The following is a 22,694-nucleotide window of genomic DNA, read 5'->3' as shown; positions in this document are numbered from 1 at the left end:
CGTCGGATCCCGCAACGGGGATCCGACGACGATCGGCGGCCCGGATCACAACGGATCGACGCCTGCCGGTGGCAGCGCCGGGGCCGACGAGGTGGGCGGGGGCGTGGTCGCCGTCGGCGGTGGTGCCGACGTCGACGTTGCCGGGGCCGAAGTGCTGCCCTGGGACGTGGAGTTGGCCGGGCTCGACGATCGCGGCGGGTTCGCCGGCGCCGAGGTCGTGGCCATGGTCGTCTCCCGTGCCGTCGTGGTGGTCGTGGCCGTCGTCCCGGTCGAGCCCGGTTTGTGGCTGCCGGTCGGCGGAGCGGGCTTGTCCCGGTCGGCCTTGGGGTCGACCTCGGCGCCTCGGTTGGGCGTGTTCGGGTCGAAGGCCGCCGAGCCGGTGGAGCCCACCGGCCTGCGGTGGTCGCCCTTGTCCGGCGAGTCCGAGCCCATCGCGACCACCGCGGCCAGGGTGACCACCAGGACCACCGCCGCACCCGCCGTCATCAGCACACCGCGTCGGCCGATCCCGCCGCGCGACGCGCCGGCTCCGCCCTCCGTGGTCGCCGCGACCACCGTCCGGTCGCCGCCGGCCAGGGCCAACACTCGGCGGTCCGCCGCGAGTCCGCGCTTGTCCGAGCCGACGTCGCGCATCCGGGTCGCGGCGGCGGCCTCCTCGCGCGCGCCCTGCGGATCGCCCGTGCACAGCGCCAGGATGGCCAACTCGTGCCGGAACCAGGCATGATCGGACGCCGCCGAGGCCCCCGCGTCGCGCGCCGAGGACAGCCCCAGATCGAGCACCTCGCCCCACGCGTCCCAGCGGGCCGAGGCGCCGAACGCGGGCGCCGAGGCCCGCGCCAGCGCGCGCGCCGAGCCGGCCTTGCCCAGCCGCTCGGACTCGCGCAGGCAGGCCAGGATCGTGTCCGCCTCACGGGCGATCTCGGCGGGGGTGACCGACGGGTGCGAGACCCACCAGGTGAAGTGCTGTATCGCCGCGACCGCCCACGAGGACGGCCCGCGCACGATCGCGGCGACCGCCTCGGCGGTGCCCCCGGTGAGCCGATACCGGCCGAACTCGTGCGCCGCCAGCCCGGCTTCGACCAGCTCGTCGGCGGCCCCCACCGCGTCCACCGCGCCGGTCAGGGCGGGCAGGTGTACCGGGTCCGGCAGTTCGCCCTCCAGGGCCGAGGCCAGCCGCAGCACCTGCTGTGCCGACGCGGACACCAGCGGGACCAGGCGCGGTACGAACTGCCGCGGCTCGCCGGGCGAGGGCAACTCGCCCGAGTTGTCCGCCGCGCCGTCGTCGAGCAGCCCGTAGCCGGCCCGCCCGCGCTCACGCCGCCCGAGCAACGCTCCGGCCTGGACGAACCGCCCCGGATGGCCGCCGACCTGGAACCACAGCGCGGAGGCCCAGGCGAGTTCCTCGTCGTCGAGTTCGCGCCCGGCGGTGCGCCGCAGCAGGTCGAAGGACGCCTCCTGCGGGAGCCCGCCCAGGGTGATCTCGTGCAGCGGCGAATCCCGGCGCACGATCGGATCGACCACCTCCGGACCGGCCACCAGAAACGCGCATTCGGGTGCCATCCGCAGGAGTTCGACCACGTCCTCCTGACCCAGCTCCAGGTCGTCCACGACCACGAGCGCGGCCACGTCGGCCAGGATCCCGACCAGTTGCTCGCGGGTGGGTCGGTACGCCGGCCCGGCGAAGCACGCGTCGTGCAGCTGCTGCAACAGGTCGTCCAGGCCGCGGCGCCGGCCGTCGAGCAGGATCACCCCGTCGGGTGCACCCGCGGGATCGAGCGCGGCGAGGTGGCGCAGCAGCGTGCTGCGCCCGCTCGACGACGGCCCGCCGATCCGAACCGACGTGCCGCGCTGCAACAGACCGGTCAGCTCGGCGATCTCGACGCCGCGTCCCAGCGGCGGCGGATCGCTCGAGGGCACCGAACCGGGCAGCCTGGACGGGCGCGGCGACCGGGTCCCGGCGGGCATCGGCCCGACGTCGGTGCCGTCCACCCCGCCGAAGGTGAGCAGCAGGTCGCCCGCGATCAGCTGGAGCACCCCCGGCGCGGACTCCCCGGCCCCGCCCCGATCGGCCTCGGAGGCCGGGTCCGACCAGTCGTCGATCCGAATCGGCTCGCCCCGACCGATCCGAGGTGCGGAGGACGATGCGGAGGAAGACGCGGAAGCGTGTGCGGAGAAGGGTGCGGAGGAGGATCCGAACGAGGCAGCGGGGAACTCCCCGAACGAAGGCGGAAACCCATCCGCGGCCCCCGACGCGGGCGGCTCGGCCGCACCCCCGGCCCCGAACTCGGCCGCCGACTCCGCCGCCGACGGCTCGAACCCGGCCCCACCCGACCCACTCCCCTGCGACCCGCCCTGCGCGCCCTGCGCACCCGCGCCCGGACGCGGCCCGAACAGCTCGTCCAAATAGGCGTCGTCACCCCACGAACCACCGACGGAGTCCGTCGAATCGCCGTAGGCGTCCATCGAGTCGCCGACGGAATCCGTCGGCGCACCGGCCGGGGGCGCGAGCGGGTCGTCCTCGACGCGCTTTTCGCCGTCGTCTTCCGGCCGTTGCCTGCCGCCGCCGTTCATGCCACTCCCTGTGCTCCCCGTCGTGGTTCCTCGACGCACCGGTGCGGCCGGGGACGAAGCCCGGGCACTCGGGGGCGGAAACCGGTGATCAGTGTGCCGGGCGCGGCCGGCACACCGATACCCGGCGCCGGGTTCGTGACAAGATCGTTGAGCACCGACGCGTCGAACGGCGGGGCGGCCGACCATGGGCCGCGCATACCCCCGCCGTACCACGTCCCACCTTGCCACCTCCTGCCGTCGAGCGGACCGGGTCCGGGCCGACCTTCGCTCCCTCTTCACAACAACGCGCGCGCCTTCGAGTGGTCACGGGACGATCCTGCCGAGCCGCTCCCGGGGGCGTCGTGGGCTTACCGAAAAGTCGGTGCATGCCCGCCGAGTCGCCCTATGGTGCACAAGGGGCGCCACAACAGTCGGGCGTCCAGGGGGAACAGGGGGACATGCATGTCCGGTTCCAGCACGTCCGGCTCCATAGGATTGCGACGCACGGGACGGCGGGTGAACCGGCACCGGACCCGGTTCGCCTGCGCCGCCGCGCTGCTCGCCTCACTGGCACTGTCGATACCCTCGGCCGGCGCGTCGCCGGCCTCGTCCGCAGTCGTCTCCGACACATCGTCCCGCCCACTCGGCCCGGAACTGTTCGGCTCGACACCGACCGCGCGTGCCGCCTCCGCGCAGGCCGGCACGGTGCCGCCGAAGTTCTCCGACGATTCGGTGATCACCGGCCTGACCCAGCCGGTCGACGTGGCCTTCGCCGGGGACGGACGGGTCTTCGTCGCCGAGAAATCCGGCGTCGTCAAGGTGTTCGACTCGCTCACCGACCCCACGCCCACGGTGTTCACCGACCTGCGGGCGAAGGTGCACAACTTCTGGGACCGCGGCCTGCTCGGCCTGGCCCTGGCCCCGAACTTCCCGACGGATCCGTCGGTCTACGTGATGTACGCGCACGACGCGCGCCCCGGCGGCTCGGCCCCCTACTGGGGCACCGCCACCGGTCTGGACGACGGTTGCCCGGACCCGCCCGGCGCACAGGCCAAGGGCTGTCTGATCACCGGTCGGATCGCCAAACTGACCGCGACCGGCGACACCGCGGGCCCCGAGCAGGTGCTGGTCGAGGGCTGGTGCCAGCAGTTCCCGTCGCACGCCACCGGCAGCCTCGCCTTCGGCCCGGACGGCTACCTCTACGCATCCGCCGGGGACGGCGCCAGCTTCGACTGGGCGGACTACGGCCAGAGCACCGCGAGCGGCCCGATCCCGGGCAAGGAACCGATTCCGGCGAACCCGTGTGCCGACGGCACCAGTGCGGTCGGCACCGTACTGACCGCACCGACCGCCGAGGGCGGCGCGCTGCGCGCACAGGACTTCCGCACCTCGGGTGACCCGTTCGCGCTCAACGGCAGCATCATCCGGATCGACCCGAGCACCGGTGCCGGCGCGCCCGGCAACCCGCTCGCGGGCAACGCCGACGCCAACGCCCGCCGCCTGGTGGCGGCCGGCCTGCGCAATCCGTTCCGATTCGGCTTCCGGCCCGGCACGAACGAGCTGTGGGTGGGCGACGTCGGCTGGGGCAGCTGGGAGGAGATCGACCGGCTCACGCCCTCCGGCAGCGCCGTGGCCAACTTCGGCTGGCCCTGCTACGAGGGCTCGGCCCGCCAGGGCGGCTACGAGTCGATCGGCCTGAACCTGTGCAACAACCTGTACGCCGACGGTCCGGGCGCGGTGAAGACGCCCTACTACGCCTACCGGCACGGCGCCGTGGTGGTCCCGGGCGAGAGCTGCCCGACCGGCAACGGCTCGGCGATCTCCGGGGTGACCTTCTACTCGGGACAGCGCTACCCGGCGGCCTACCGCAACGCCATGTTCTTCGCCGACCACAGCCGGCGCTGCGTGTGGAGCATGCTGGCCGGTCCCGACGGGCTCCCCGACCCGTCCACGCGCCAGGTGTTCGTGAGCAACGCGAACCCGGTCCAGCTGACCACCGGCCCGGACGGCGACGTGTACTACATCGGCTTCGAGGACGGCGCGATCCACCGGATCCGCTACACCGGCAGCGCGCCCAACGCGGTCGCCTCGGCCACCCCGACCACCGGTACGACGCCGCTGACCGTGGCGTTCACCGGCTCGGCCTCGACCGATCCGGACCCGGGCGAGACCCTCACCCACGCCTGGGACCTGGACGGCGACGGCGCGTTCGACGACTCGACCGCGGCGAACCCGTCGTACACGTACACCACGCCCGGCAGCTACACCGTCAGACTGCGGGTCACCGATCCGGTGGGCCTGACCGGGGTTTCCGCGCCGATCACCATCTCGGCGGGCAACGCACCACCGACGCCGGTGATCGACACCCCGACCGCGACGCTGACCTGGAAGGTGGGCGACCCGATCGCCTTCAGCGGACACGCGAGCGACCCGCAGGACGGCACCATCCCGGGCACCGGGCTGAACTGGCAGATCATCATGCATCACTGCACCACGCCCACCAACTGCCACGAGCACCAGATCACCGGTCAGGGCGGCGCCTCGGGCACCTTCACGGCGGTCGACCACGAGTATCCGTCGTGGCTCGAACTGCGGCTGACCGCCACCGATTCCGGCGGCCTGACCGGCACCACCAGCGTGCGCCTGAACCCGAAGACCGTGGACATCACGCTCGCCTCCGACCCGCCGGGCCTGACCCTGGGCCTGTTCTCCTCGCAACGCCCGGCGCCGTTCACCAGCACGGTGATCGTCGGCGGCACATCCTCGATCGCCGCGCCGACGACACAGACCCTGAACGGCAGGAACTACGAATTCGTCTCCTGGTCGGACGGTGGCACCGCCGCGCACAACATCACCGCACCCGCGACGCCGATCACGTTGACCGCCACCTATCGCGAGGTCGACGGACCGCCGGCCGGTCTGATGGCCGCGTACGGCTTCAACGCCACGAGCGGCACGATCGTCACGGACGACGCCGGCCAGGGCAACAACGGCACCGTCACCGGCGGCACCTGGGTCACCGGCCATTCCGGCAACGCGCTTTCCTTCAACGGCACTTCATCGATGGTGACGGTGCCGCACAGCGCCCGCCTCACGCTCACCGGCGGAATGACCCTGGAGGCATGGGTCAAACCCGCGGCGATCACGAACTGGCGCACCGTCCTGCTCAAGGAACGCGGCGGCGGCCTGTCCTACGCGCTGTACGCGAACGGCACCGCCGCGCCCAACACGTCCATCAATACGACCGGCACCAACAACGACACCTACGCCGACGGCACCGCACCGCTGCCCACCGGCGCGTGGGCGCACATCGCGGCCACCTACGACGGCACCACGCTGCGCCTGTACGTCAACGGCGTCCAGGTCGGAGCCACCGCACACACCGGCCCGATCGTGGACGCGGGCGGCGCACTCCGGATCGGCGGCAACAGCGTCTGGGGCGAATACTTCGCCGGCCTGATCGACGACGTCCGCATCTACAACCGCCCCCTGACCCCCACCGAAATCACCACCGACATGGGCCACCCGGTCCCGTAGTCCAAGCCCACCCCAACCGCCGGACGGGCCGAACAACCCGTCCACAGCAACCCGGCCCGGTGCAATTCCAGCCCGTCCGGCGTTTGAGGACACCCGTAAAGCCCCGCAACCCGCAACCCCAGCCGCATCCCTCAACCGCCGGACGGGCCGACCCAGCCCGTCCACGCCAACTCCAGCCCGTCCGGCGTTCGAGGACACCCGTAAAGCCACACAACCCGCAAACCCGAGCCACATCGCTCAAGCTCGGCCACAGCAAAGCCGACCCGTCCGGCGTTCGAGGACAAGCCACAGCCGCAGCAGCGCAGGCGCGAGCGCTCAGCCCACCGACACCGCAGCCTCGGCCGCCAGGCCGTTCGCCTCCCGAATGACCTCCACGATCCGCCCCATGATGTCCGTGATCCCGAAGTCCTTCGGCGTGAAGACGGCAGCGACCCCCTGCGACCGCAACACCACCGCATCAGCGGACGGAATGATCCCGCCCACGATCACCGGCACATCCCCGATCCCCGCGTCGCGCATGCGCGAGAGCACGTCCGGGATCAGCTCCAGGTGCGACCCGGACAGGATGGACAGCCCCACGCAGTGCACATCCTCCTCGGCCGCCGCCGCGACGATCTGCTCCGGAGTGAGCCGAATCCCCTGGTAGACCACCTCGAAGCCGACATCGCGCGCCCGCACCGCGATCTGCTCGGCCCCGTTCGAGTGCCCGTCCAGCCCCGGCTTGCCGACCAACAGCCGCAACCGGCCGCCCAGTTCCTCGCCGGTCCGCCGCACGGCCCCGCGCACCTCGGTGAGCCCCGCGCCATCCTGCACACCGACCACCCCGGACACCCCGGTCGGCGCCCGGTACTCGCCGAACTCCTCGCGCAGCGCCTGCGACCACTCCCCCGTGGTCACCCCGGCCCGTACGCACGCCAGCGTGGCCGGCATCAGGTTGACCGCCGAGGCCGCCTTCCACGACCGTGCGTCGTCGCGCAGCCGGGCCATCGCCGCGTCCACCGCCTCCGGGTCGCGGCCGGTGCGCCAGGCCTTGATCTTCTCGATCGCCGAGCGCTCGGCGTCCGGGTCGGCGCTCATGATCGCCGCGTCCAGGTCGGCGGTGAGCGGGTTCTCCTCGGTGGTCTCGAACCGGTTCACCCCGACCACCACCTCCTCGCCCGCCTCGATCCGGGCCCGCCGGGCCGCGTGCGAGCCGACCAGCTGCGACTTCATGTAGCCCGACTCGATCGCCGAAACCGCGCCGCCCATCGCCTGGACCCGGTCGATCTCCTCGCGCGCGCCCGCCACCAGGTCGGCGACCTTGGCCTCGATCACGTGTGAACCGTTGAAGATGTCGCCGTATTCGAGCAGGTCCGACTCGTAGGCCAGGACCTGCTGGATCCGCAACGACCACTGCTGGTCCCACGGCCGAGGCAGGCCCAGCGCCTCGTTCCAGGCGGGCAGCTGCACCGCCCGCGCCCGGGCGTCCTTGGACAGCGTCACGGCCAGCATCTCCAGCACGATGCGCTGGACGTTGTTCTCCGGCTGCGCCTCGGTCAGGCCGAGCGAGTTGACCTGCACGCCGTAGCGGAACCGGCGCTGCTTGGCGTCCTGTACGCCGTAGCGCTCCAGCGTCAGCTCGTCCCACAGCTGCACGAACGCCCGCATCTTGCACATCTCTTCGACGAACCGCACCCCGGCGTTGACGAAGAAGGAGATCCGCTGGACCACCTCGCCCATCCGGTCCGCCGGCACCTGCCCCGAGTCGCGGACCGCATCCAGCACGGCGATCGCGGTGCACATCGCGTACGCGATCTCCTGCACCGGCGTCGCGCCCGCCTCCTGGAGGTGGTAGCTGCAGATGTTGGTGGGGTTCCACTTGGGGATGTGCGAGACCGTGTACGCGACGGTGTCGGTGATCAACTTGAGCGAGGGCCCGGGCGGGAAGACGTAGGTCCCGCGCGACAGGTATTCCTTGATGATGTCGTTCTGCGTGGTGCCGGTGAGCTTGGCGATGTCCGCGCCCTGCTCCTCGGCGACGACCTGGTAGAGCGCGAGCATCCACAGCGCGGTCGCGTTGATCGTCATCGAGGTGTTCATCTCCTCGACGGGGATGCCGTCGAGAAGCTGCCGCATGTCGCCGATGTGCGAGATCGGCACGCCGACCTTGCCGACCTCGCCGCGCGAGAGCACGTGGTCGGGGTCGTAGCCGGTCTGCGTCGGCAGGTCGAAGGCCACCGACAGGCCGGTCTGGCCCTTGGCGAGGTTGCGCCGGTAGAGCGCGTTGGAGGCGGTGGCCGAGGAGTGACCGGCGTAGGTGCGCATGACCCAGGGACGATCACGCTTGGCCGAAGCCCGCCCGGTCGGTGAGGCCTGCTCGTTCGGGGCCTGCTCGATCGGAGAAGTGGTCGGCCGACCGGCCGGGGACGGCGTGGCCGGCTGCGAGGGCTGAGCTGAGGGCGTCTGGCTCGCCACGGAATACCTCCGGAGGGTTCCGGACCGACCGATGCTCGGCGACTACCGGCCTGGGCTGTCCCGCTGGTCCGCTGTCACCGCGCCTGGTGCGGCCCTGCTTACCACGGAGTGTACTGACGGGTAACCGCTGCGGACAGGGTGTGCTCGGCCACAGCACGCAAGTCGTTGCCCGGCCGGCCTGACACTGTGTCGCCCGGGTCGGCCCGATCGGCCGGATCAGACCGCGGCGAGCTGGCGGAGCGTGAGGATGCGGTGCAATCGAGTCAGCACGAGCACCCGGTACACGTCCGGACCGACCCCGGTCAGCACGAGGCGACGCTCGCGCCGACCCGCACGCCGATGTGCGCCGACGATCAGGCCCAGGCCGGTGGTGTCCAGGGCGGGCACCCGGGTGAGGTTGAGAATCAGGTCGCCGTCTCCGTGGTCCAGCGCATCGTGCAGCGCCAGTCGGACGTCGGCGGTGGCCCGTACGTCGAGCACACCGTCCAAGTGCAGTTCGCGCGGGTCGCCCCAAACGCGCATCGTCTCCTCCTGGGGAATCCGTCCGTTCGATGACGGTTCGGCTTCCCAGAAGAACACCCAAAACCCGATAATCCTCACTCATCACATCGGACTTCACTCGTACAGGTGACGAATCATCAGATGATGCGCCGATTGCCCCCGGCCCATCGGACCGACGGCCGCCCCGCGCCTCCGGAGCCCCTGGAAGCCCGGTCGCGGAGCGGCCGTCGTGCACGACTCGATCGACGACTCAGTAGTCGTAGAAACCCTTGCCGGTCTTGCGACCCAGATCGCCCGCAGCGACCATGCGGTTGAGCAGCTCCGGCGGGGCGAACTTCTCGTCCTTGCTCTCGGTGTAGATGTTGTTCGTCGCGTTGCGCATGATGTCCACGCCGGTCAGGTCGGCGGTGGCCAGCGGGCCCATCGCGTGCCCGAAGCCCAGCTTGCAGGCGATGTCGATGTCCTCGGCGGTGGCCACGCCCGCCTCGTACAGCTTCACCGCCTCGACCGTGAGCGCGGTGATCAGCCGAGTGGTCACGAAGCCGGCCACGTCCCGGTTGACCACGATGCACGTCTTGCCCATCGCCTCGGCCAGTTCGCGCGCGGCGGCCAGCGTGGCGTCCGAGGTCTTGAAGCCGCGAACCAGCTCGCACAGGCTCATCAGCGGCACCGGCGAGAAGAAGTGCATGCCCACGACCGACTCGGGCCGGCCGGTGACGGCGGCGATCTCGGTGATCGGGATCGCCGAGGTGTTGCTGGCAAGTACCGCGCCGGGCTTGCAGATCCGGTCCAGCTCGCCGAAGACCGCCTGCTTGACCTCGACCTTCTCGAACACCGCCTCGACCACGACGTCCGCGTCCGCGACGTCTTCCAGGTCGGTGGTGGTGGTGATCCGGGCCAGTGCCGCCGAGGCGTCCTGGGCGGTCAGCCTGCCCTTGGCGACGAACTTGTCGTACGAGGCCGCGATCCCGCTCAGCCCGCGCTCCAGGGCGGCGTCGGTGACATCGCGCAGGACGACGTCGTAGCCGGCCTGCGCGGCGACCTGGGCGATGCCCGACCCCATGAGCCCGGCCCCGATGACGGCGATCTTGTTGGTCACTGCGCTACCTCTCCAGTACACGATCCCGAACCGACGTCATGCGGACGCCGGTGCTCTCGGGAGCGTAGCCGGGCCCTCGACGGCACCGACGCACCCCTACCTGACGACCCGTCAGAAACGCGAGGTACTCTCCGGCTCCGGCTCCCGGACGATCTTCGCGCCGAGCGACTGGAGCTGCACCTCCAGGCCGGTGTAGCCGCGGTCGATGTGGTGCACCCCGCTGACCGTGGTGTCCCCGTCGGCCACCAGGCCGGCCAGCACCAGTCCCGCCCCGGCCCGGATGTCCGCGGTCAACACCGGGGCGCCGGAGAGCTGTTCGACCCCGCGCACGATCGCGTGGTGTCCGTCGGTGCGAATCGAGGCACCCAGCCGGAGCAGTTCCTGAAGGAACACGAACCGTGCCTCGAAGAGGTTCTCGGTGATCATCGCGGAGCCCTCGGCGATCGAGTTCATCGCGGCGAAGAACGGCTGCATGTCGGTGGCGAACCCGGGGTACGGCAGGGTGACCACGTCCACGGCCCTGGGCCGTCGGTCCATCACCACGCGGAAGCCGTCCCGCACGTGCGACACCTCGGCGCCGGCCAGCGTCAGCTTGTCGAGCGCGATCTCCAGATGCTCGGGGTGCGCGTTGCGTACCGTCACGTCGCCGAGCGTCATCGCGGCCGCGACCGCGAACGTGCAGGCCACGATCCGGTCCGGCACCGTGCGGTGGCGCACCGGCTTGAGCCCCTCGACGCCCTCGATCTCGATCGTGGACGAGCCCGCGCCCTCGATCCGCGCGCCCATCTCGGTGAGCATCGAGCAGATGTCCACGATCTCCGGCTCGCGTGCCGCGTTGTCGATCACCGTGTGGCCCTCGGCGAGCACCGCGGCCATCAGGATGTTCTCGGTCGCACCCACGCTCGGGAAGTCCAGCCAGACGGTGGTGCCCTTCAGGCCGTTCGGCGCCTTGGCGATCAGCACCCCGTGCGAGTTCTCCACGGTCGCGCCGAGCTTGACCAGGCCCTCGATGTGCATGTCGAGACCGCGCGAACCGATCGCGTCCCCACCCGGGTACGCGACGTGCACCTCGCCGCAGCGCGCGAGCAGCGGGCCCAGCACACAGATCGACGCCCGCATGCTGCGCACCAGGTCGTAGTCCGCCTCGAAGCGCGGCGCCGCCGGCACCCCGATCCGCACCGTCCCGGTGGTCTCCCCCTCGACCTCACAACCGAGCCGCCGCAGCAGCTCGCTCATGATCTCCACGTCGAGGATCCGGGGTGCTTCCTCGAGCACCGTGGTGCCCTCCGCGAGCAGTGCGGCAGCCATCAATTTGAGCGCGCTGTTCTTCGCGCCCGTGATCCGCACCTCGCCGACGAGTCGCTGACCACCTGTCACCCGGAACCTGTCCATCGGAGAATCGTACTGATTCCCGGACCCGGCCACGGACCACGCCAAGCACGGACAAAGCGTGCGCCCAGGGCCTGTTCCGGACGATCCGCAGGCCACACGCCCTAATCTTGCCGTCATGGTCAACCTCACCCGGATTTACACCCGCACCGGCGACGACGGCACCACCGCGCTCGGGGACATGTCGCGCACCGCCAAGACCGATCCTCGACTCGCGGCATACGCCGACGTGGACGAGACCAACGCGGTGATCGGCGTCGCGCTCTCGCTCGGCAACCTGGACGAGGATGTGGTCAAGCTGCTGACCCGCATCCAGAACGACCTGTTCGACCTTGGCGCCGACCTGTCCACCCCGGTGGTCGAGGACCCGAAGTACCCGCCGCTGCGGGTGGAGCAGAGCTACATCGACGCCCTGGAGGCGGCCTGCGACGAATACAACGAGAACCTGGAGAAACTGCGCAGCTTCATCCTCAACGGCGGCACTCCCGGCGCCGCGCTGCTGCACCAGGCCCGCACCGTCGCCCGTCGCGCCGAGCGCACCACGTGGGGCGCCCTGGAGGTGCACGGCGACTCGATGAACCCGCTGACGGTGAAGTACCTCAACCGCCTGTCCGACCTGCTGTTCATCCTGGCCAGGCACGCGAACCGCGAAGTCGGCGACGTGCTGTGGGTGCCGGGCGCCAACCGCTGAGCCCGCGCACCGTCGAAGCGGCGCCGCTAGGCCGTGTCCACCGGACACGGCCTAGGCCACGTTGACCCGTTGCCCCGGCGGCGCCGCTTCCAGCCAGGCCAGGAAGCCGGTCAACGCGTCGTCGCTGAGGGCGAGTTCGATCCGCGCGCCGTCGTGTTCGCAGACCAGGATGACCGCGCCCGCAAGCAGCGCCAACTCCTCCTGGCCGGCCGGTTCCCGGCGACCGATCACGTGGATCCCGCCGCGTTGCAACACCCGGCGCGGGCGCGGCGCGTAACTGAACACGCGGAACCATTCGATCCGGTCGCCGCTGTATCGGGCGATCCCGAAGACCCAGCCCTTGCCGTGGTCGGGATCGGCCGACGGCGCGGCCGGATCCGCCGTGGAACCGTGCTCGGCCGCCTCCGGGGACGACGACGCGGCGCCCCCCGGGGCCTGTTGCCCGGGTGACGCCGCGGTGTTCGATCCGGCTTCGCCGGCCTGGGATACCGGTGGCCGCATGCGAAGCGAACAGTCGAAGGTGCCCCCGGGTCGCTGGATCAGCCGGCGACGCAGCGCGAATGCCGCGACGCCGACCACCAATACGACGACAACGGCCAGAATCACGCTCAGCACGACGAGGACCATCCGGATCGACCTCCTCGTTCGCGCGTTGAGCAGTGGTCCCGGCCGTGTGTCGGTCCGGGCTCTGGTGCTGCGACTGTCTTCTGGCTAGTCCCGCCGCTGGGCGGCGAGCAGCCGCGTCTCCGCGCGCCGCTCGGCGCTGGAGTCCTTCGCCGCGCCGGCGCGCTCGAGCGCCCGCTCCGCGCGGGCGACATCGATCTCGTCGGCCAGCTCGGTGATCTCGGCAAGCAGCGAGAGGTTGTTGTCCGCGAACGAGATGAACCCGCCGTGGACCGCCGCGATGACGACCGAACCGTCGGCCTGACGGATCGTCACCGGGCCGGATTCGAGCACTCCGAGAACCGGCTGGTGACCGGCCTGGATGCCGATGTCGCCGTCCGCGGTGCGTGCGATGACGATGGTGGCCTCGCCGGACCACACCTTGCGGTCGGCCGCGACCAGCTCGACGTGCAGCTCAGCCAACGTGGCTCCTCATGTCGGGTCGAAGACACGCTGGTCTTCGCCTCCGCCCTCACGGGACGGGTGGTGTTCAAGGATAGTGGCCCGGACGGGCCTGGCTCCAACCGACTCAAACGCCGGCGGGTTTCCGGAAGGGCCGCAGGGCCCTGCCGGGAACCGACACGAGGGGCGGACCCGTTCGGGACCGCCCCTCGTCGATCAGGCGATCGTCAGCCCTTGTTGAGCTCGGCGATCTTCTTCTCGAGGTCGTCCAGCCCACCGAGCATGAAGAATGCCTGCTCGGGAGCGTGGTCGTACTTGCCGTCGGCGATCGCGTTGAACGCCTCGATGGTCTCGGACAGCGGAACGTCCGAGCCGTCGAGCCCCGTGAACTGCTTCGCCACGTGGGTGTTCTGCGACAGGAAGCGCTGGATGCGACGCGCGCGGTGCACGGTGAGCTTGTCCTCTTCGGACAGCTCGTCCATACCCAGAATCGCGATGATGTCCTGGAGGTCCTTGTACTTCTGCAGGATGCTCTTGACCCGCATCGCGCAGTCGTAGTGGTCCTGCGCGACGTAGCGCGGGTCCAGGATCCGGGACGTCGAGTCCAGCGGGTCCACGGCCGGGTAGATGCCCAGCTCGGAGATCGGACGCGAGAGCACCGTCGTGGCGTCGAGGTGCGCGAACGTCGTGGCCGGGGCCGGGTCGGTCAGGTCGTCCGCGGGGACGTAGATCGCCTGCATCGAGGTGATCGAGTGACCGCGGGTCGAGGTGATGCGCTCCTGGAGGGTGCCCATCTCGTCGGCGAGCGTCGGCTGGTAACCCACCGCGGAGGGCATCCGGCCGAGCAGCGTCGACACCTCGGAACCGGCCTGGGTGAACCGGAAGATGTTGTCGATGAAGAGCAGCACGTCCTGCTTCTGCACATCGCGGAAGTACTCCGCCATGGTCAGGCCGGACAGAGCCACGCGCAGACGGGTGCCCGGGGGCTCGTCCATCTGCCCGAAGACGAGCGCCGTCTGCTCGAAGACGCCCGCTTCCTTCATTTCCTCGATCAGGTCGTTGCCCTCACGAGTGCGCTCGCCGACGCCGGCGAACACCGACACACCCTCGTGCAGACGGGCGACACGGACGATCATTTCCTGGATGAGCACCGTCTTGCCGACGCCCGCACCACCGAACAGACCGATCTTGCCACCCTTGACGTACGGGGTGAGCAGGTCGATGACCTTGATGCCGGTCTCGAACATCTCGGTCTTCGAGTCGAGCTGGTCGAAGGCCGGCGCCTGCCGGTGGATCGGCCAGCGCTCGGTGACCTCGAAGGTCGCCGCATCCGTGTCGAGGACCTCGCCGAGGGCGTTGAACACGTGGCCCTTGGTGACGTCGCCCACGGGCACGGAGATCTGCGAGCCGGTGTTCGTGACGATGGCGCCGCGAACGAGGCCGTCGGTGGGCTGCATCGAGATCGCACGCACGATGCCGTCGGCAAGGTGCTGCTCGACCTCGAGGGTGAGCGTGGTCTTGCCCTCCCCCTCGCCCTGGCCCGAGAGGTCCAGGTCGACGTGCAGCGCGTTGTACATCTCCGGCATCGCGTCGACGGGGAACTCCACGTCGACGACCGGGCCGATGACGCGGGCGACGCGGCCCGTGGCAGCGGCCGTCTCAACAGTGGCAGTCATGATGTCTAATCACTCCCCGCGGTCGCGTCGGCCAAGGCGTTGGCGCCACCGACGATCTCGCTGATTTCCTGGGTGATCTCGGACTGGCGAGCATTGTTCGCCAGGCGAGAGAGGGTCCGGATGAGGTCTTCGGCGTTCTCGGTCGCCGACTTCATCGCCCGTCGGCGGGCCGCGTGCTCGGAAGCGGCGGACTGCAGCAGGGCGTTGAAGATGCGGCTTTCGACGTACCGCGGCAGCAGTGCGTCGAGAACACCCTCGGCCGAGGGCTCGAAGTCGTAGAGCGGGAAGGGGCCGCCGGCCGGCGGCTCGTCCGTCTCCTCGACCGCCAACGGGAGCACCCGCACCGCGACCGGGCTCTGCGTGAGCATGGAGACGAACTCGGTGCTGACGAGGTGAATCTCGTCCACACCGCCCTCGTCGGTGGGCGTCACGAACGCGTCGATCAGCTCACCTGCCACCTTCTTGGCGTCGGAGTACTCGGGGCGGTCGGAGAATCCCTTCCACTGCCCGGCCAGGTCCACGTCGCGGAACTGGAAAAACCCGATGCCCTTGGACCCGATCACGTAGCGGCTGACCGTCTTGCCCTCGTCCTCGAGCAGCTTGGTGAGCTGCTCGGCGGCCTTGATGGCATTCGAGTTGTAGCCGCCCGCGAAACCGCGGTCACTGGTTACCAACAGCACCGCGGCCCGGGTGGGCCGCTCCACCGAGGTGGTCAACGGGTGCTGCGTGCTGGAGAAGGTGGCGACCGCGGAAACGGCGCGCGTCAGCTCGTCGGCGTACGGCTTGGAGGCCGCGACGCGCTGCTGCGCCTTCACGATCCGCGACGCCGCGATGAGCTCCTGGGCGCGCGTGATCTTCTTGGTCGCCGACACGGAACGGATCCGACGCCGGTAGACCCGAAGTTGGGCTCCCATTGGTCAGGGTTCTCCGTTCTTTACTCGGACTTGGCCACGTGACGGGTGATCTTCTCCTGGCCGACGTCTTCCTTCGTCAGCCCGGCAGGCGTCACGTCCTGGATCAACGGCTCGCCGTCGAACTTGGTGAACGTCTGCTTGAAGGCATCCACCGCGTCGGTGAGCGCCATCACGGTGTCGTCTTCCAGCTTGCCGGTCTCGACGATCCCGGTCAGCAGGGCCGCGTGCTTGTGCTGCACGTACTCGTGCAGCTCCTTCTCGAAGCGGCGGATGTCCTGCACCGGCACGTCGTCCAGCTTGCCGGTGGTGCCGGCCCAGATCGAGACGACCTGGAGCTCGATCGCGAACGGCTCGAACTGCCCCTGCTTGAGCAGCTCGACCATGCGCGCACCGCGCTGGAGCGAGGCCTTGGAGGTGGCGTCCAGGTCGGAACCGAAGGACGCGAACGCCTCCAGCTCGCGGTACTGGGCCAGGTCGACGCGAAGTCGACCCGCGACGCTCTTCATCGCCTTGATCTGCGCGGAGCCACCGACTCGCGAGACCGAGATACCGACGTTGACCGCGGGGCGCACGCCCTGCAGGAACAGGTCGGACTCCAGGAAGCACTGGCCGTCGGTGATCGAGATGACGTTGGTCGGAATGTACGCCGACACGTCGTTCGCCTTGGTCTCGATGATCGGGAGACCCGTCATCGAACCGCCGCCGAGGTCGTCCGACAACTTCGCGCAACGCTCGAGCAGACGCGAGTGCAGGTAGAAGACGTCACCGGGGTACGCCTCGCGCCCCGGCGGACGACGCAGCAGCAGGGACACGGCGCGGTACGCCTCGGCCTGCTTCGACAGGTCGTCGAACACGATGAGGACGTGCTTGCCCTGGTACATCCAGTGCTGGCCGATGGCCGAACCGGTGTACGGGGCCAGGTACTTGAAGCCGGCCGGGTCGGACGCCGGGGCGGCGACGATCGTCGTGTACTCCAGCGCGCCGGCCTCTTCGAGCGAGCGGCGCACGGACGCGATGGTCGTGCCCTTCTGGCCGATCGCGACGTAGATGCAGCGAACCTGCTTCTTCGGGTCGCCCGAGCGCCAGTTGTCGCGCTGGTTGATGATCGTGTCCAGGCAGACCGCGGTCTTGCCGGTCTGCCGGTCGCCGATGATCAGCTGACGCTGGCCGCGGCCGATCGGGGTCATCGCGTCGATCGCCTTGATGCCGGTCTGCATCGGCTCGTGCACCGACTTGCGCATCATCACGCCGGGGGCCTGCAGTTCGAGGGCGCGACGGCCCTCGGACGCGATCTCGCCTCGGCCGTCGATCGGCTGGCCCAGCGGGTCGACGACGCGACCCAGGTAGCCGTCACCGATCGGAACCGACAAAACCTCGCCCGTACGACGGACCTTCTGGCCCTCTTCGATGCCGCTGAAGTCACCGAGGATGACGACACCGATCTCGCGGACGTCGAGGTTCTGCGCCAGACCGAGGGTGCCGTCCTCGAACTTGAGCAGCTCGTTCGTCATGACCGAGGGCAGGCCCTCGACCTTGGCGATACCGTCGTACGCCTCGGTGACGGTACCGACCTCTTCGCGCGCGGCCGTCTCCGGCTCGTACGAGGCGACGAAGCGCTCCAGCGCGTCCCGGATCTCCTCCGGCCGGATCGTGAGCTCCGCCATCTGGTGTCCCTGCTCTCCTAGGTGGTGGGGTTAACGGTCCGCTGTCCGTCGCTTGTCGTACGGAACCGCGGTGCTGCTGTGGGGGCCGCTGTGCCGCTCGGGGGTTTTCCCCGGGCGGACGACGACGCCCCTGTCGTCCGGTGTCTCAGCCGGCGAGCCGTCGGCCCGCTTCTTCGAGACGTGTGGTCACGGTGCCGTCGATGACGTCGTCACCGATCTCCACGCGGACCCCGCCGATGACGTCGGCATCGATTTCCACGTTCAGGTGGACCTCGCGGCCGTACATCCGGCCCAGCGCCGCGGCCAAGCGAGTGCGCTGCTCCTCGGTGAGGGGCAGTGCGACCGTGACCAACGCGACCATGCGACGCCGACGATCGGCGGCGAGGCGCGCGTACGACTCCAGCCCGTGTTCAAGGTTACGGCTGCGCGGGTGTGCGACAAGCCTGGTGATCAGCCGCCGGGTGACGGGCTGGGCCCGGCCGTCCAGCAGTCCGGAAACCAGTTCCGCCTTGCGCGCGTTCGCCACGCTCGGGTCGCTCAGCGCCGAGCGCAATTCGCGCTCGCCGATCACGATCCGACCGAAACGGAACAGCTCGTCCTCCAGGTCGTCGAGCTTCCCGTCGCGCTCGGCGGCGATCAGCTCGGCGGACACCGAGAGTTCGTCGATCGCGTCGACCAGGTCGCGCGGGCTCGACCAACGCGTGCGGACGAGTCCGCCGAGCAGGTCCGCCGTGGTACCGGAGATCTGACCGGAGAGGAGCTGCGCCAGGAAGGCCGCGCGGGCCTCCCCGGAGCGCGTCGAGTCGGTGAGGACTCGACGCAGCGACACCGTCTGGTCGAGCAGGATGACCACGGAGTCGAGCTCCTGGGCCAACTGGACCATGTCGGTACCGGTCGCGGTCGCGAGCGCATCGAGGCGCTCACGAGCCGCGGCGAGGGATTCCCTGCTGGCGCCCTGCATCAGCGCACCTTCTCCGAGGTCGCCGTTGCGGAAGCCTTGGCCTCCAGCTCCTCGAGGAAGCGGTCGACGACCCGACGCTGACGCGCCTCGTCCTCGAGCGACTCCCCGACGATGCGCGACGCGAGGTCGACGGCCAGCTTGCCGACGTCCTGACGCAGCGCGTTCTGGGCCTGGTTGCGGTCGGCCTCGATCTGGGTGTGGCCGGCGGTGACGATCTCGTCCTTGATCCGCAGACCCTCGGCGCGCATCTCGGCGATGGCGACGGCACCCTGTTCGCGGGCGTCCTCCGTGAGGCGGCCGGCCTCACGACGGGCTTCGGCGAGCTGGTCGCGGTAACGCTCCAGCTCGGCCTGGGCCTCGGCCTGCGCCTCTTCGGCACGCTTGAGACCGCCCTCGATGGCGTCCGTACGGTCCGCCAGCGTCTTGGCGATCTTGGGAAGGAGCATCTTCCACAGGAAGCCGAAGACGATGAGGAACGCCACGCCACCGATGATGATCTCGTCGAGCGGCGGGAGAAGAGGGTTCATCTTCTCTTCGCTGTTGGCGAGGAAAATCACGGTGTGAGGACCTTCCGTCCGTAGCGGATGAATCAGGTGCCGTAGACGAACGGCATGACAACGCCGATGAGGGCGAGCGCCTCGGCGAGGGCGAAGCCCAGCAGCATGTTCTGGCGGACCAGACCGGCAGCTTCGGGCTGACGGGCCATGGCCTGGACACCGTTACCGAAGATGATGCCGATACCGATACCGGGGCCGATGGCGGCGAGGCCGTAACCGATGGAACCGAGGCTGCCCGAAACGCCTTCGGCGGCGAGGTTCATCATGGGAACTGATCCTTTTTTCGAGGCCGATGGACGATCCACCGGACGACGGTCGAGGAGGGAAGGGGGTCTGCGGGTCTCTCAGTGCTCGGCTTCGAGCGAGCTGGAGATGTAGGAGGCCGCGAGCAGCGTGATGATGTACGCCTGCAGCGCCTGGATCATCAGCTCGAAGGCGGTCAGGATGACGACCACGAGGAACGAGGTCGCCGAGAAGAGCGCCCCGACGTGGAAGCCGAGCAGGTACCAGGCACCGACGCTGAAGGTGACGATCAGCATGTGTCCGGCGAACATGTTCGCGAACAGTCGGACCGCCATGGTGAACGGCCGGGTGATCAGACCCTGCAGCAGCTCGATCGGCGCGAGGAGGAAGTAGATCGCCTTCGGCAGACCGGGCGGGAACATCATGTTCTTGAAGTAACCGACGAAGCCCTGGTTCTTGATGCCCAGGACCAGGTAGGTCACGTACACGATGCCGACGATCGATGCCGGGAAGGCGATCCGCGAAGTCGCGGGGAACTGGGCGAACGGGATGATCGCCATCACGTTCATGATCCACACGAAGAAGAAGATCGAGAACAGGAAGGGGACGTAGGGGTCGCCCTTCTTGCCCATCGTCTCCCGCGAGATGTTGTCGCGAACGAACAGGTAGCCCAACTCGCCGACGTTCTGCGCGCCGCGCGGCACCATCTTGGGCTTGGCGAACGCGCTCCAGAAGAAGCCGATCACCAGCAGCATCGAGATGAGCGCGAGCAACATCGGCTTCGTGAAGTCGAAGGCCCCGATGGAGAAGATCGGCTTGAACTCGAAGACGTTCAGCCCGGGCGAGGGGAAGCCGCACCCGGAGAACAGGTGACATCCGCTCTCGCTGGCGAGCGTCTGGACGTCAGCAGTCACCACCGACTCCTTCGTCGTGAAGCATGATTTCGGCTACCTCGATGTGTCGGCGTGGCGAGGGCCACGGAGCGGCACGCAACAGGGCCCGGTCAGGAGGACCTGCCGTGGCGGACAAAGACAAGAACCAGGGACAGAGCGATTCCGACGACCAGGCCGATCGGCAGGAACAGGGCGGAGTGGCCCGTCCACCGGTCGATCAGCCAGCCGATGCCGCCGTAGAACAGCATGCCGCTCAGCAGGTAACCGACACTCGACCATGCGGCACCGTCCATCGCCCGATTCTCTCGGTCCGGTGGACGGGGGCCTCTCTCGCTCATGACGCCCCGGACATTAGCAGTACCTGCGTCGCGTCTACATACCCGGTCCGCGAACCCCGTGCCGCTCTCGACCGACGACGTTCGTATGTCATCGCTCTCCGTCCGGTTCGACATAGGCGATCTTCAGCCGGGTGAAGACCCAGACCTGCGAGGCGACCCAGACGAGCGTGGCCCCGAGAATCGTGAGTCCGAACACCTTCGTGTCGAACGCCTCGGTGTCCTTGAACAGGAACAAAACCAACCCCAACAGCAGGATCTGCACGATGTACGTGAAGAGCGCCATGTTCATCATCATGAGGGGGTTGTTGCGCGAGATACGCCCGATCGCCAACTGGCCGATCGCGAAGAAGGCCAGGACGACGACGGTGGCGAACACCGCGCCGAGAAGTCCTTTGCCACCGGCCGCGAAGAAGGCCGCGATGGCCGCGATTACTCCGGCTGCGGTCGTGCACACGACCGAACCACGGAGAAGGCGGACGTCATTGGCCTGCATGTCGGTGACTCCGGCATCAGTGGGGGGCAAGGGGTGGATCAGCCGCCCGAACACGCGCTCGGGACGACGCAACGCTCGGGAATGGCCGTGGGGGGTCAGAACCCTCGTTGCTGGGGGTTCATCGGCCGTTGATCCTGGTTCGTGAACGATATCACAAACTATTTGAGCAGAGCTTTACCCGTTCGTGTGTACAAGCTCACAGCCTTCCACCACCCTTTCGCGACCCTCTACCCACCGGCAAATCCGCAGGTCGGGAGGGATCTTCGGGATTTCCTGTGGAGCCTGTGGCGGGTGTGGCGGATGCTCCGTTCAGCCGTACGCCGTCTGATTCGCCGGGAACCATCCGGTCGACCGGAACGTTCGCGCCGCGCCCGCGCCGACGGAGCCGGCGATAGCGCGGCGGAACCACGTTGTGCAGCTCGGTGGGCACGTGCGGCTTGAACCGCGGCAACATCAGGATCACCAGTCCCAGGGCGATCAGACCCAGGCCCACGTAGACGATCGGACGCCGTTCCGGGCGGACCGAGATGAGCACGGTGAACGACGCGATCAGGCCGGACCAGAAGTACATGATCAGCACCGCACGGCTGTGCGAGTGGCCGATCTCCAGGAGCCGATGGTGCAGGTGGCCCTTGTCCGCGGCGAACGGCGAGCGACCCGCCCAACCGCGCCGGCCGACCGCCATCACCAGGTCCATCAGCGGCACCACCAGCACCGCGAAGGGCAGCACCAAGGGGATGTAGACCGGCACCAGCTTGTGCGTGGTGAAGGTCAGCGAGCCGTCGTTCTGCGCCATGATCGCGCCCGGGTCGATCCGACCGGTGACGGTGACCGCCGCGGCGGCCAGCATCAGGCCGATCAGCATCGAGCCGGAGTCGCCCATGAAGATCCGCGCGGGGTGCAGGTTGTGCGGCAGGAAGCCCAGACACATCCCGATCAGCAGCGCGGTGAACAGCGTCGGCGCGGCGGCGCCGGAGACGCCGTAACCGAACCAGAGCCGGTAGGAGTAGCCGAAGAAGGCGAGCGCGGCGATGCACACCATGCCGGCCGCGAGGCCGTCCAGGCCGTCCACGAAGTTCACCGCGTTGATCGTGATGACCACTATCCCGATGGTCAGCAGCGTGCCCTGGGTCGGCGTCAACCCGACCGTGCCGTAACCGGGGATGGGCAGCCACAGGATCACGATGCCCTGCCAGACCATCACGCCCGCGGCGAGCGCCTGACCGAGCAGCTTGATGATCGCGTCGACGCCCCACTTGTCGTCGATCACCCCGAGCACCGAGATCAGCGTGCAGCCGGACAGCAGCGCCTGTACGTCGGTCGAGGAGGTGAACACGTCCTGGAGCACCGGCAGATGCCGCGCGAACAACAGACCCGCACACAGGCCGCCGAACATCGCCAACCCGCCGAGCCGCGGGGTCGGCTCCTTGTGCACGTCGCGCGCGCGAATCTCGGGCATCGCACCCGCGGCGATGGCGAACCGGCGGACCGCGCCCGTCAGCAGGTAGGTCACCGCAGCGGCGACGAACAGCGTGAGCAGGTATTCGCGCAAGACTCAACCGTCCCCGGCTTCGGCACATCCCAGCGGCAGCACGGGCATCAGACTAGAGGTGCCGCCGCTCCCCGGGAGAATCGCCAATCTTCACCGGCGAGGGACGATCGCACAATG

The 22,694-nt window shown here is 69.3% G+C and carries 19 protein-coding genes; 2 read left to right on the top strand and 17 right to left on the bottom strand.

Annotation, left to right across the window (positions count from 1 at the left end; all coding sequences use genetic code 11):
- Positions 1 to 45: 45 nt before the first annotated feature.
- Positions 46 to 2,571 (bottom strand): hypothetical protein, encoded by a 2,526-nt coding sequence (locus ACFZBU_RS00545; protein ID WP_391581242.1) that lies wholly within the window; start codon positions 2,569 to 2,571, stop codon positions 46 to 48.
- A gap of 495 nt (positions 2,572 to 3,066) precedes the next feature.
- Here ACFZBU_RS00545 and ACFZBU_RS00540 point away from each other — a divergent pair, with 495 nt between their 5' ends.
- On the top strand, positions 3,067 to 6,087 hold the full coding sequence (locus ACFZBU_RS00540; protein ID WP_391581241.1) for a LamG-like jellyroll fold domain-containing protein: 3,021 nt from the start codon (positions 3,067 to 3,069) through the stop codon (positions 6,085 to 6,087).
- A 315-nt stretch (positions 6,088 to 6,402) separates the two neighbouring features.
- Here the strand turns inward: ACFZBU_RS00540 and ACFZBU_RS00535 are convergent, their stop codons facing one another.
- The 4 genes from ACFZBU_RS00535 to murA all read right to left on the bottom strand — a co-directional run bounded on the left by ACFZBU_RS00535 (position 6,403) and on the right by murA (position 11,533).
- Positions 6,403 to 8,391 carry a protein meaA gene (locus ACFZBU_RS00535; protein WP_391581240.1) on the bottom strand — a complete coding sequence of 663 codons (1,989 nt, stop codon included), beginning with the start codon at positions 8,389 to 8,391 and terminating at the stop codon, positions 6,403 to 6,405.
- Positions 8,392 to 8,757: 366 nt separating this feature from the next.
- Positions 8,758 to 9,063, bottom strand: a complete 306-nt coding sequence (locus ACFZBU_RS00530) for an STAS domain-containing protein (RefSeq protein ID WP_391581239.1) — start codon at positions 9,061 to 9,063, stop codon at positions 8,758 to 8,760.
- Between the two features lie 229 nt (positions 9,064 to 9,292).
- Entirely contained in the window at positions 9,293 to 10,141 is an 849-nt protein-coding gene (locus ACFZBU_RS00525) for a 3-hydroxyacyl-CoA dehydrogenase family protein (RefSeq protein WP_391581238.1), read from the bottom strand.
- A 111-nt stretch (positions 10,142 to 10,252) separates the two neighbouring features.
- Entirely contained in the window at positions 10,253 to 11,533 is a 1,281-nt protein-coding gene (gene murA, locus ACFZBU_RS00520; RefSeq protein ID WP_391581237.1) for a UDP-N-acetylglucosamine 1-carboxyvinyltransferase, read from the bottom strand.
- A gap of 115 nt (positions 11,534 to 11,648) precedes the next feature.
- Here murA and ACFZBU_RS00515 point away from each other — a divergent pair, with 115 nt between their 5' ends.
- Complete coding sequence (locus tag ACFZBU_RS00515) at positions 11,649 to 12,221, top strand: cob(I)yrinic acid a,c-diamide adenosyltransferase (RefSeq protein ID WP_391581236.1); 573 nt, start codon at positions 11,649 to 11,651, stop codon at positions 12,219 to 12,221.
- Between the two features lie 51 nt (positions 12,222 to 12,272).
- Here the strand turns inward: ACFZBU_RS00515 and ACFZBU_RS00510 are convergent, their stop codons facing one another.
- The 12 genes from ACFZBU_RS00510 to ACFZBU_RS00455 all read right to left on the bottom strand — a co-directional run bounded on the left by ACFZBU_RS00510 (position 12,273) and on the right by ACFZBU_RS00455 (position 22,577).
- Complete coding sequence (locus ACFZBU_RS00510) at positions 12,273 to 12,848, bottom strand: DUF2550 domain-containing protein (RefSeq protein WP_391581235.1); 576 nt, start codon at positions 12,846 to 12,848, stop codon at positions 12,273 to 12,275.
- An 84-nt stretch (positions 12,849 to 12,932) separates the two neighbouring features.
- The gene (locus tag ACFZBU_RS00505) at positions 12,933 to 13,307 is read right to left on the bottom strand and encodes a F0F1 ATP synthase subunit epsilon (protein ID WP_360318886.1); all 375 of its coding nucleotides are present in this window, start codon (positions 13,305 to 13,307) and stop codon (positions 12,933 to 12,935) included.
- 206 nt (positions 13,308 to 13,513) lie between these two features.
- Complete coding sequence (atpD, locus tag ACFZBU_RS00500; protein WP_391581234.1) at positions 13,514 to 14,962, bottom strand: F0F1 ATP synthase subunit beta; 1,449 nt, start codon at positions 14,960 to 14,962, stop codon at positions 13,514 to 13,516.
- Between the two features lie 5 nt (positions 14,963 to 14,967).
- The gene (locus ACFZBU_RS00495) at positions 14,968 to 15,876 is read right to left on the bottom strand and encodes a F0F1 ATP synthase subunit gamma (RefSeq protein ID WP_355543075.1); all 909 of its coding nucleotides are present in this window, start codon (positions 15,874 to 15,876) and stop codon (positions 14,968 to 14,970) included.
- Positions 15,877 to 15,896: 20 nt separating this feature from the next.
- Positions 15,897 to 17,540, bottom strand: coding sequence for a F0F1 ATP synthase subunit alpha (atpA, locus tag ACFZBU_RS00490; RefSeq protein ID WP_391581233.1), 1,644 nt, complete (start codon positions 17,538 to 17,540; stop codon positions 15,897 to 15,899).
- A 145-nt stretch (positions 17,541 to 17,685) separates the two neighbouring features.
- Entirely contained in the window at positions 17,686 to 18,501 is an 816-nt protein-coding gene (locus tag ACFZBU_RS00485) for a F0F1 ATP synthase subunit delta (protein WP_391581232.1), read from the bottom strand.
- Positions 18,501 to 19,058, bottom strand: coding sequence for a F0F1 ATP synthase subunit B (locus tag ACFZBU_RS00480; protein ID WP_391581231.1), 558 nt, complete (start codon positions 19,056 to 19,058; stop codon positions 18,501 to 18,503). The genes ACFZBU_RS00485 and ACFZBU_RS00480 overlap by 1 nt, the downstream gene beginning before the upstream one ends.
- Positions 19,059 to 19,090: 32 nt before the next feature.
- The gene (atpE, locus tag ACFZBU_RS00475; RefSeq protein WP_201260819.1) at positions 19,091 to 19,324 is read right to left on the bottom strand and encodes an ATP synthase F0 subunit C; all 234 of its coding nucleotides are present in this window, start codon (positions 19,322 to 19,324) and stop codon (positions 19,091 to 19,093) included.
- A gap of 78 nt (positions 19,325 to 19,402) precedes the next feature.
- Positions 19,403 to 20,218: a F0F1 ATP synthase subunit A gene (gene atpB / locus ACFZBU_RS00470; protein WP_391581230.1), complete on the bottom strand. Its 816-nt coding sequence runs from the start codon at positions 20,216 to 20,218 to the stop codon at positions 19,403 to 19,405.
- Positions 20,219 to 20,304: 86 nt separating this feature from the next.
- Entirely contained in the window at positions 20,305 to 20,487 is a 183-nt protein-coding gene (locus tag ACFZBU_RS00465; RefSeq protein ID WP_020549132.1) for an AtpZ/AtpI family protein, read from the bottom strand.
- Positions 20,488 to 20,620: 133 nt separating this feature from the next.
- Positions 20,621 to 21,097, bottom strand: a complete 477-nt coding sequence (locus tag ACFZBU_RS00460; protein WP_391581229.1) for a hypothetical protein — start codon at positions 21,095 to 21,097, stop codon at positions 20,621 to 20,623.
- Positions 21,098 to 21,221: 124 nt separating this feature from the next.
- Complete coding sequence (locus ACFZBU_RS00455) at positions 21,222 to 22,577, bottom strand: MraY family glycosyltransferase (RefSeq protein ID WP_391581228.1); 1,356 nt, start codon at positions 22,575 to 22,577, stop codon at positions 21,222 to 21,224.
- Positions 22,578 to 22,694: the final 117 nt, after the last annotated feature.

This window comes from Embleya sp. NPDC008237 (assembly GCF_042956465.1).
GTDB lineage: Bacteria > Actinomycetota > Actinomycetes > Streptomycetales > Streptomycetaceae > Embleya.
Note: the sequence above shows the minus strand (reverse complement) of the source record. Positions and strands in the feature narration are given on the sequence as shown.

Coding starts and splice junctions, on each gene's coding strand:
- ACFZBU_RS00545 (WP_391581242.1), bottom strand. CDS start 2,571: ATGAACGGCGGCGGCAGGCAACGGCCGGAAGACGACGGCGAAAAGCGC.
- ACFZBU_RS00535 (WP_391581240.1), bottom strand. CDS start 8,391: ATGCGCACCTACGCCGGTCACTCCTCGGCCACCGCCTCCAACGCGCTC.
- ACFZBU_RS00530 (WP_391581239.1), bottom strand. CDS start 9,063: ATGCGCGTTTGGGGCGACCCGCGCGAACTGCACTTGGACGGTGTGCTC.
- murA (WP_391581237.1), bottom strand. CDS start 11,533: ATGGACAGGTTCCGGGTGACAGGTGGTCAGCGACTCGTCGGCGAGGTG.
- ACFZBU_RS00515 (WP_391581236.1), top strand. CDS start 11,649: ATGGTCAACCTCACCCGGATTTACACCCGCACCGGCGACGACGGCACC.
- ACFZBU_RS00510 (WP_391581235.1), bottom strand. CDS start 12,848: ATGGTCCTCGTCGTGCTGAGCGTGATTCTGGCCGTTGTCGTCGTATTG.
- atpD (WP_391581234.1), bottom strand. CDS start 14,962: ATGACTGCCACTGTTGAGACGGCCGCTGCCACGGGCCGCGTCGCCCGC.
- ACFZBU_RS00495 (WP_355543075.1), bottom strand. CDS start 15,876: ATGGGAGCCCAACTTCGGGTCTACCGGCGTCGGATCCGTTCCGTGTCG.
- atpA (WP_391581233.1), bottom strand. CDS start 17,540: ATGGCGGAGCTCACGATCCGGCCGGAGGAGATCCGGGACGCGCTGGAG.
- ACFZBU_RS00485 (WP_391581232.1), bottom strand. CDS start 18,501: ATGCAGGGCGCCAGCAGGGAATCCCTCGCCGCGGCTCGTGAGCGCCTC.
- atpE (WP_201260819.1), bottom strand. CDS start 19,324: ATGATGAACCTCGCCGCCGAAGGCGTTTCGGGCAGCCTCGGTTCCATC.
- ACFZBU_RS00465 (WP_020549132.1), bottom strand. CDS start 20,487: ATGGACGGTGCCGCATGGTCGAGTGTCGGTTACCTGCTGAGCGGCATG.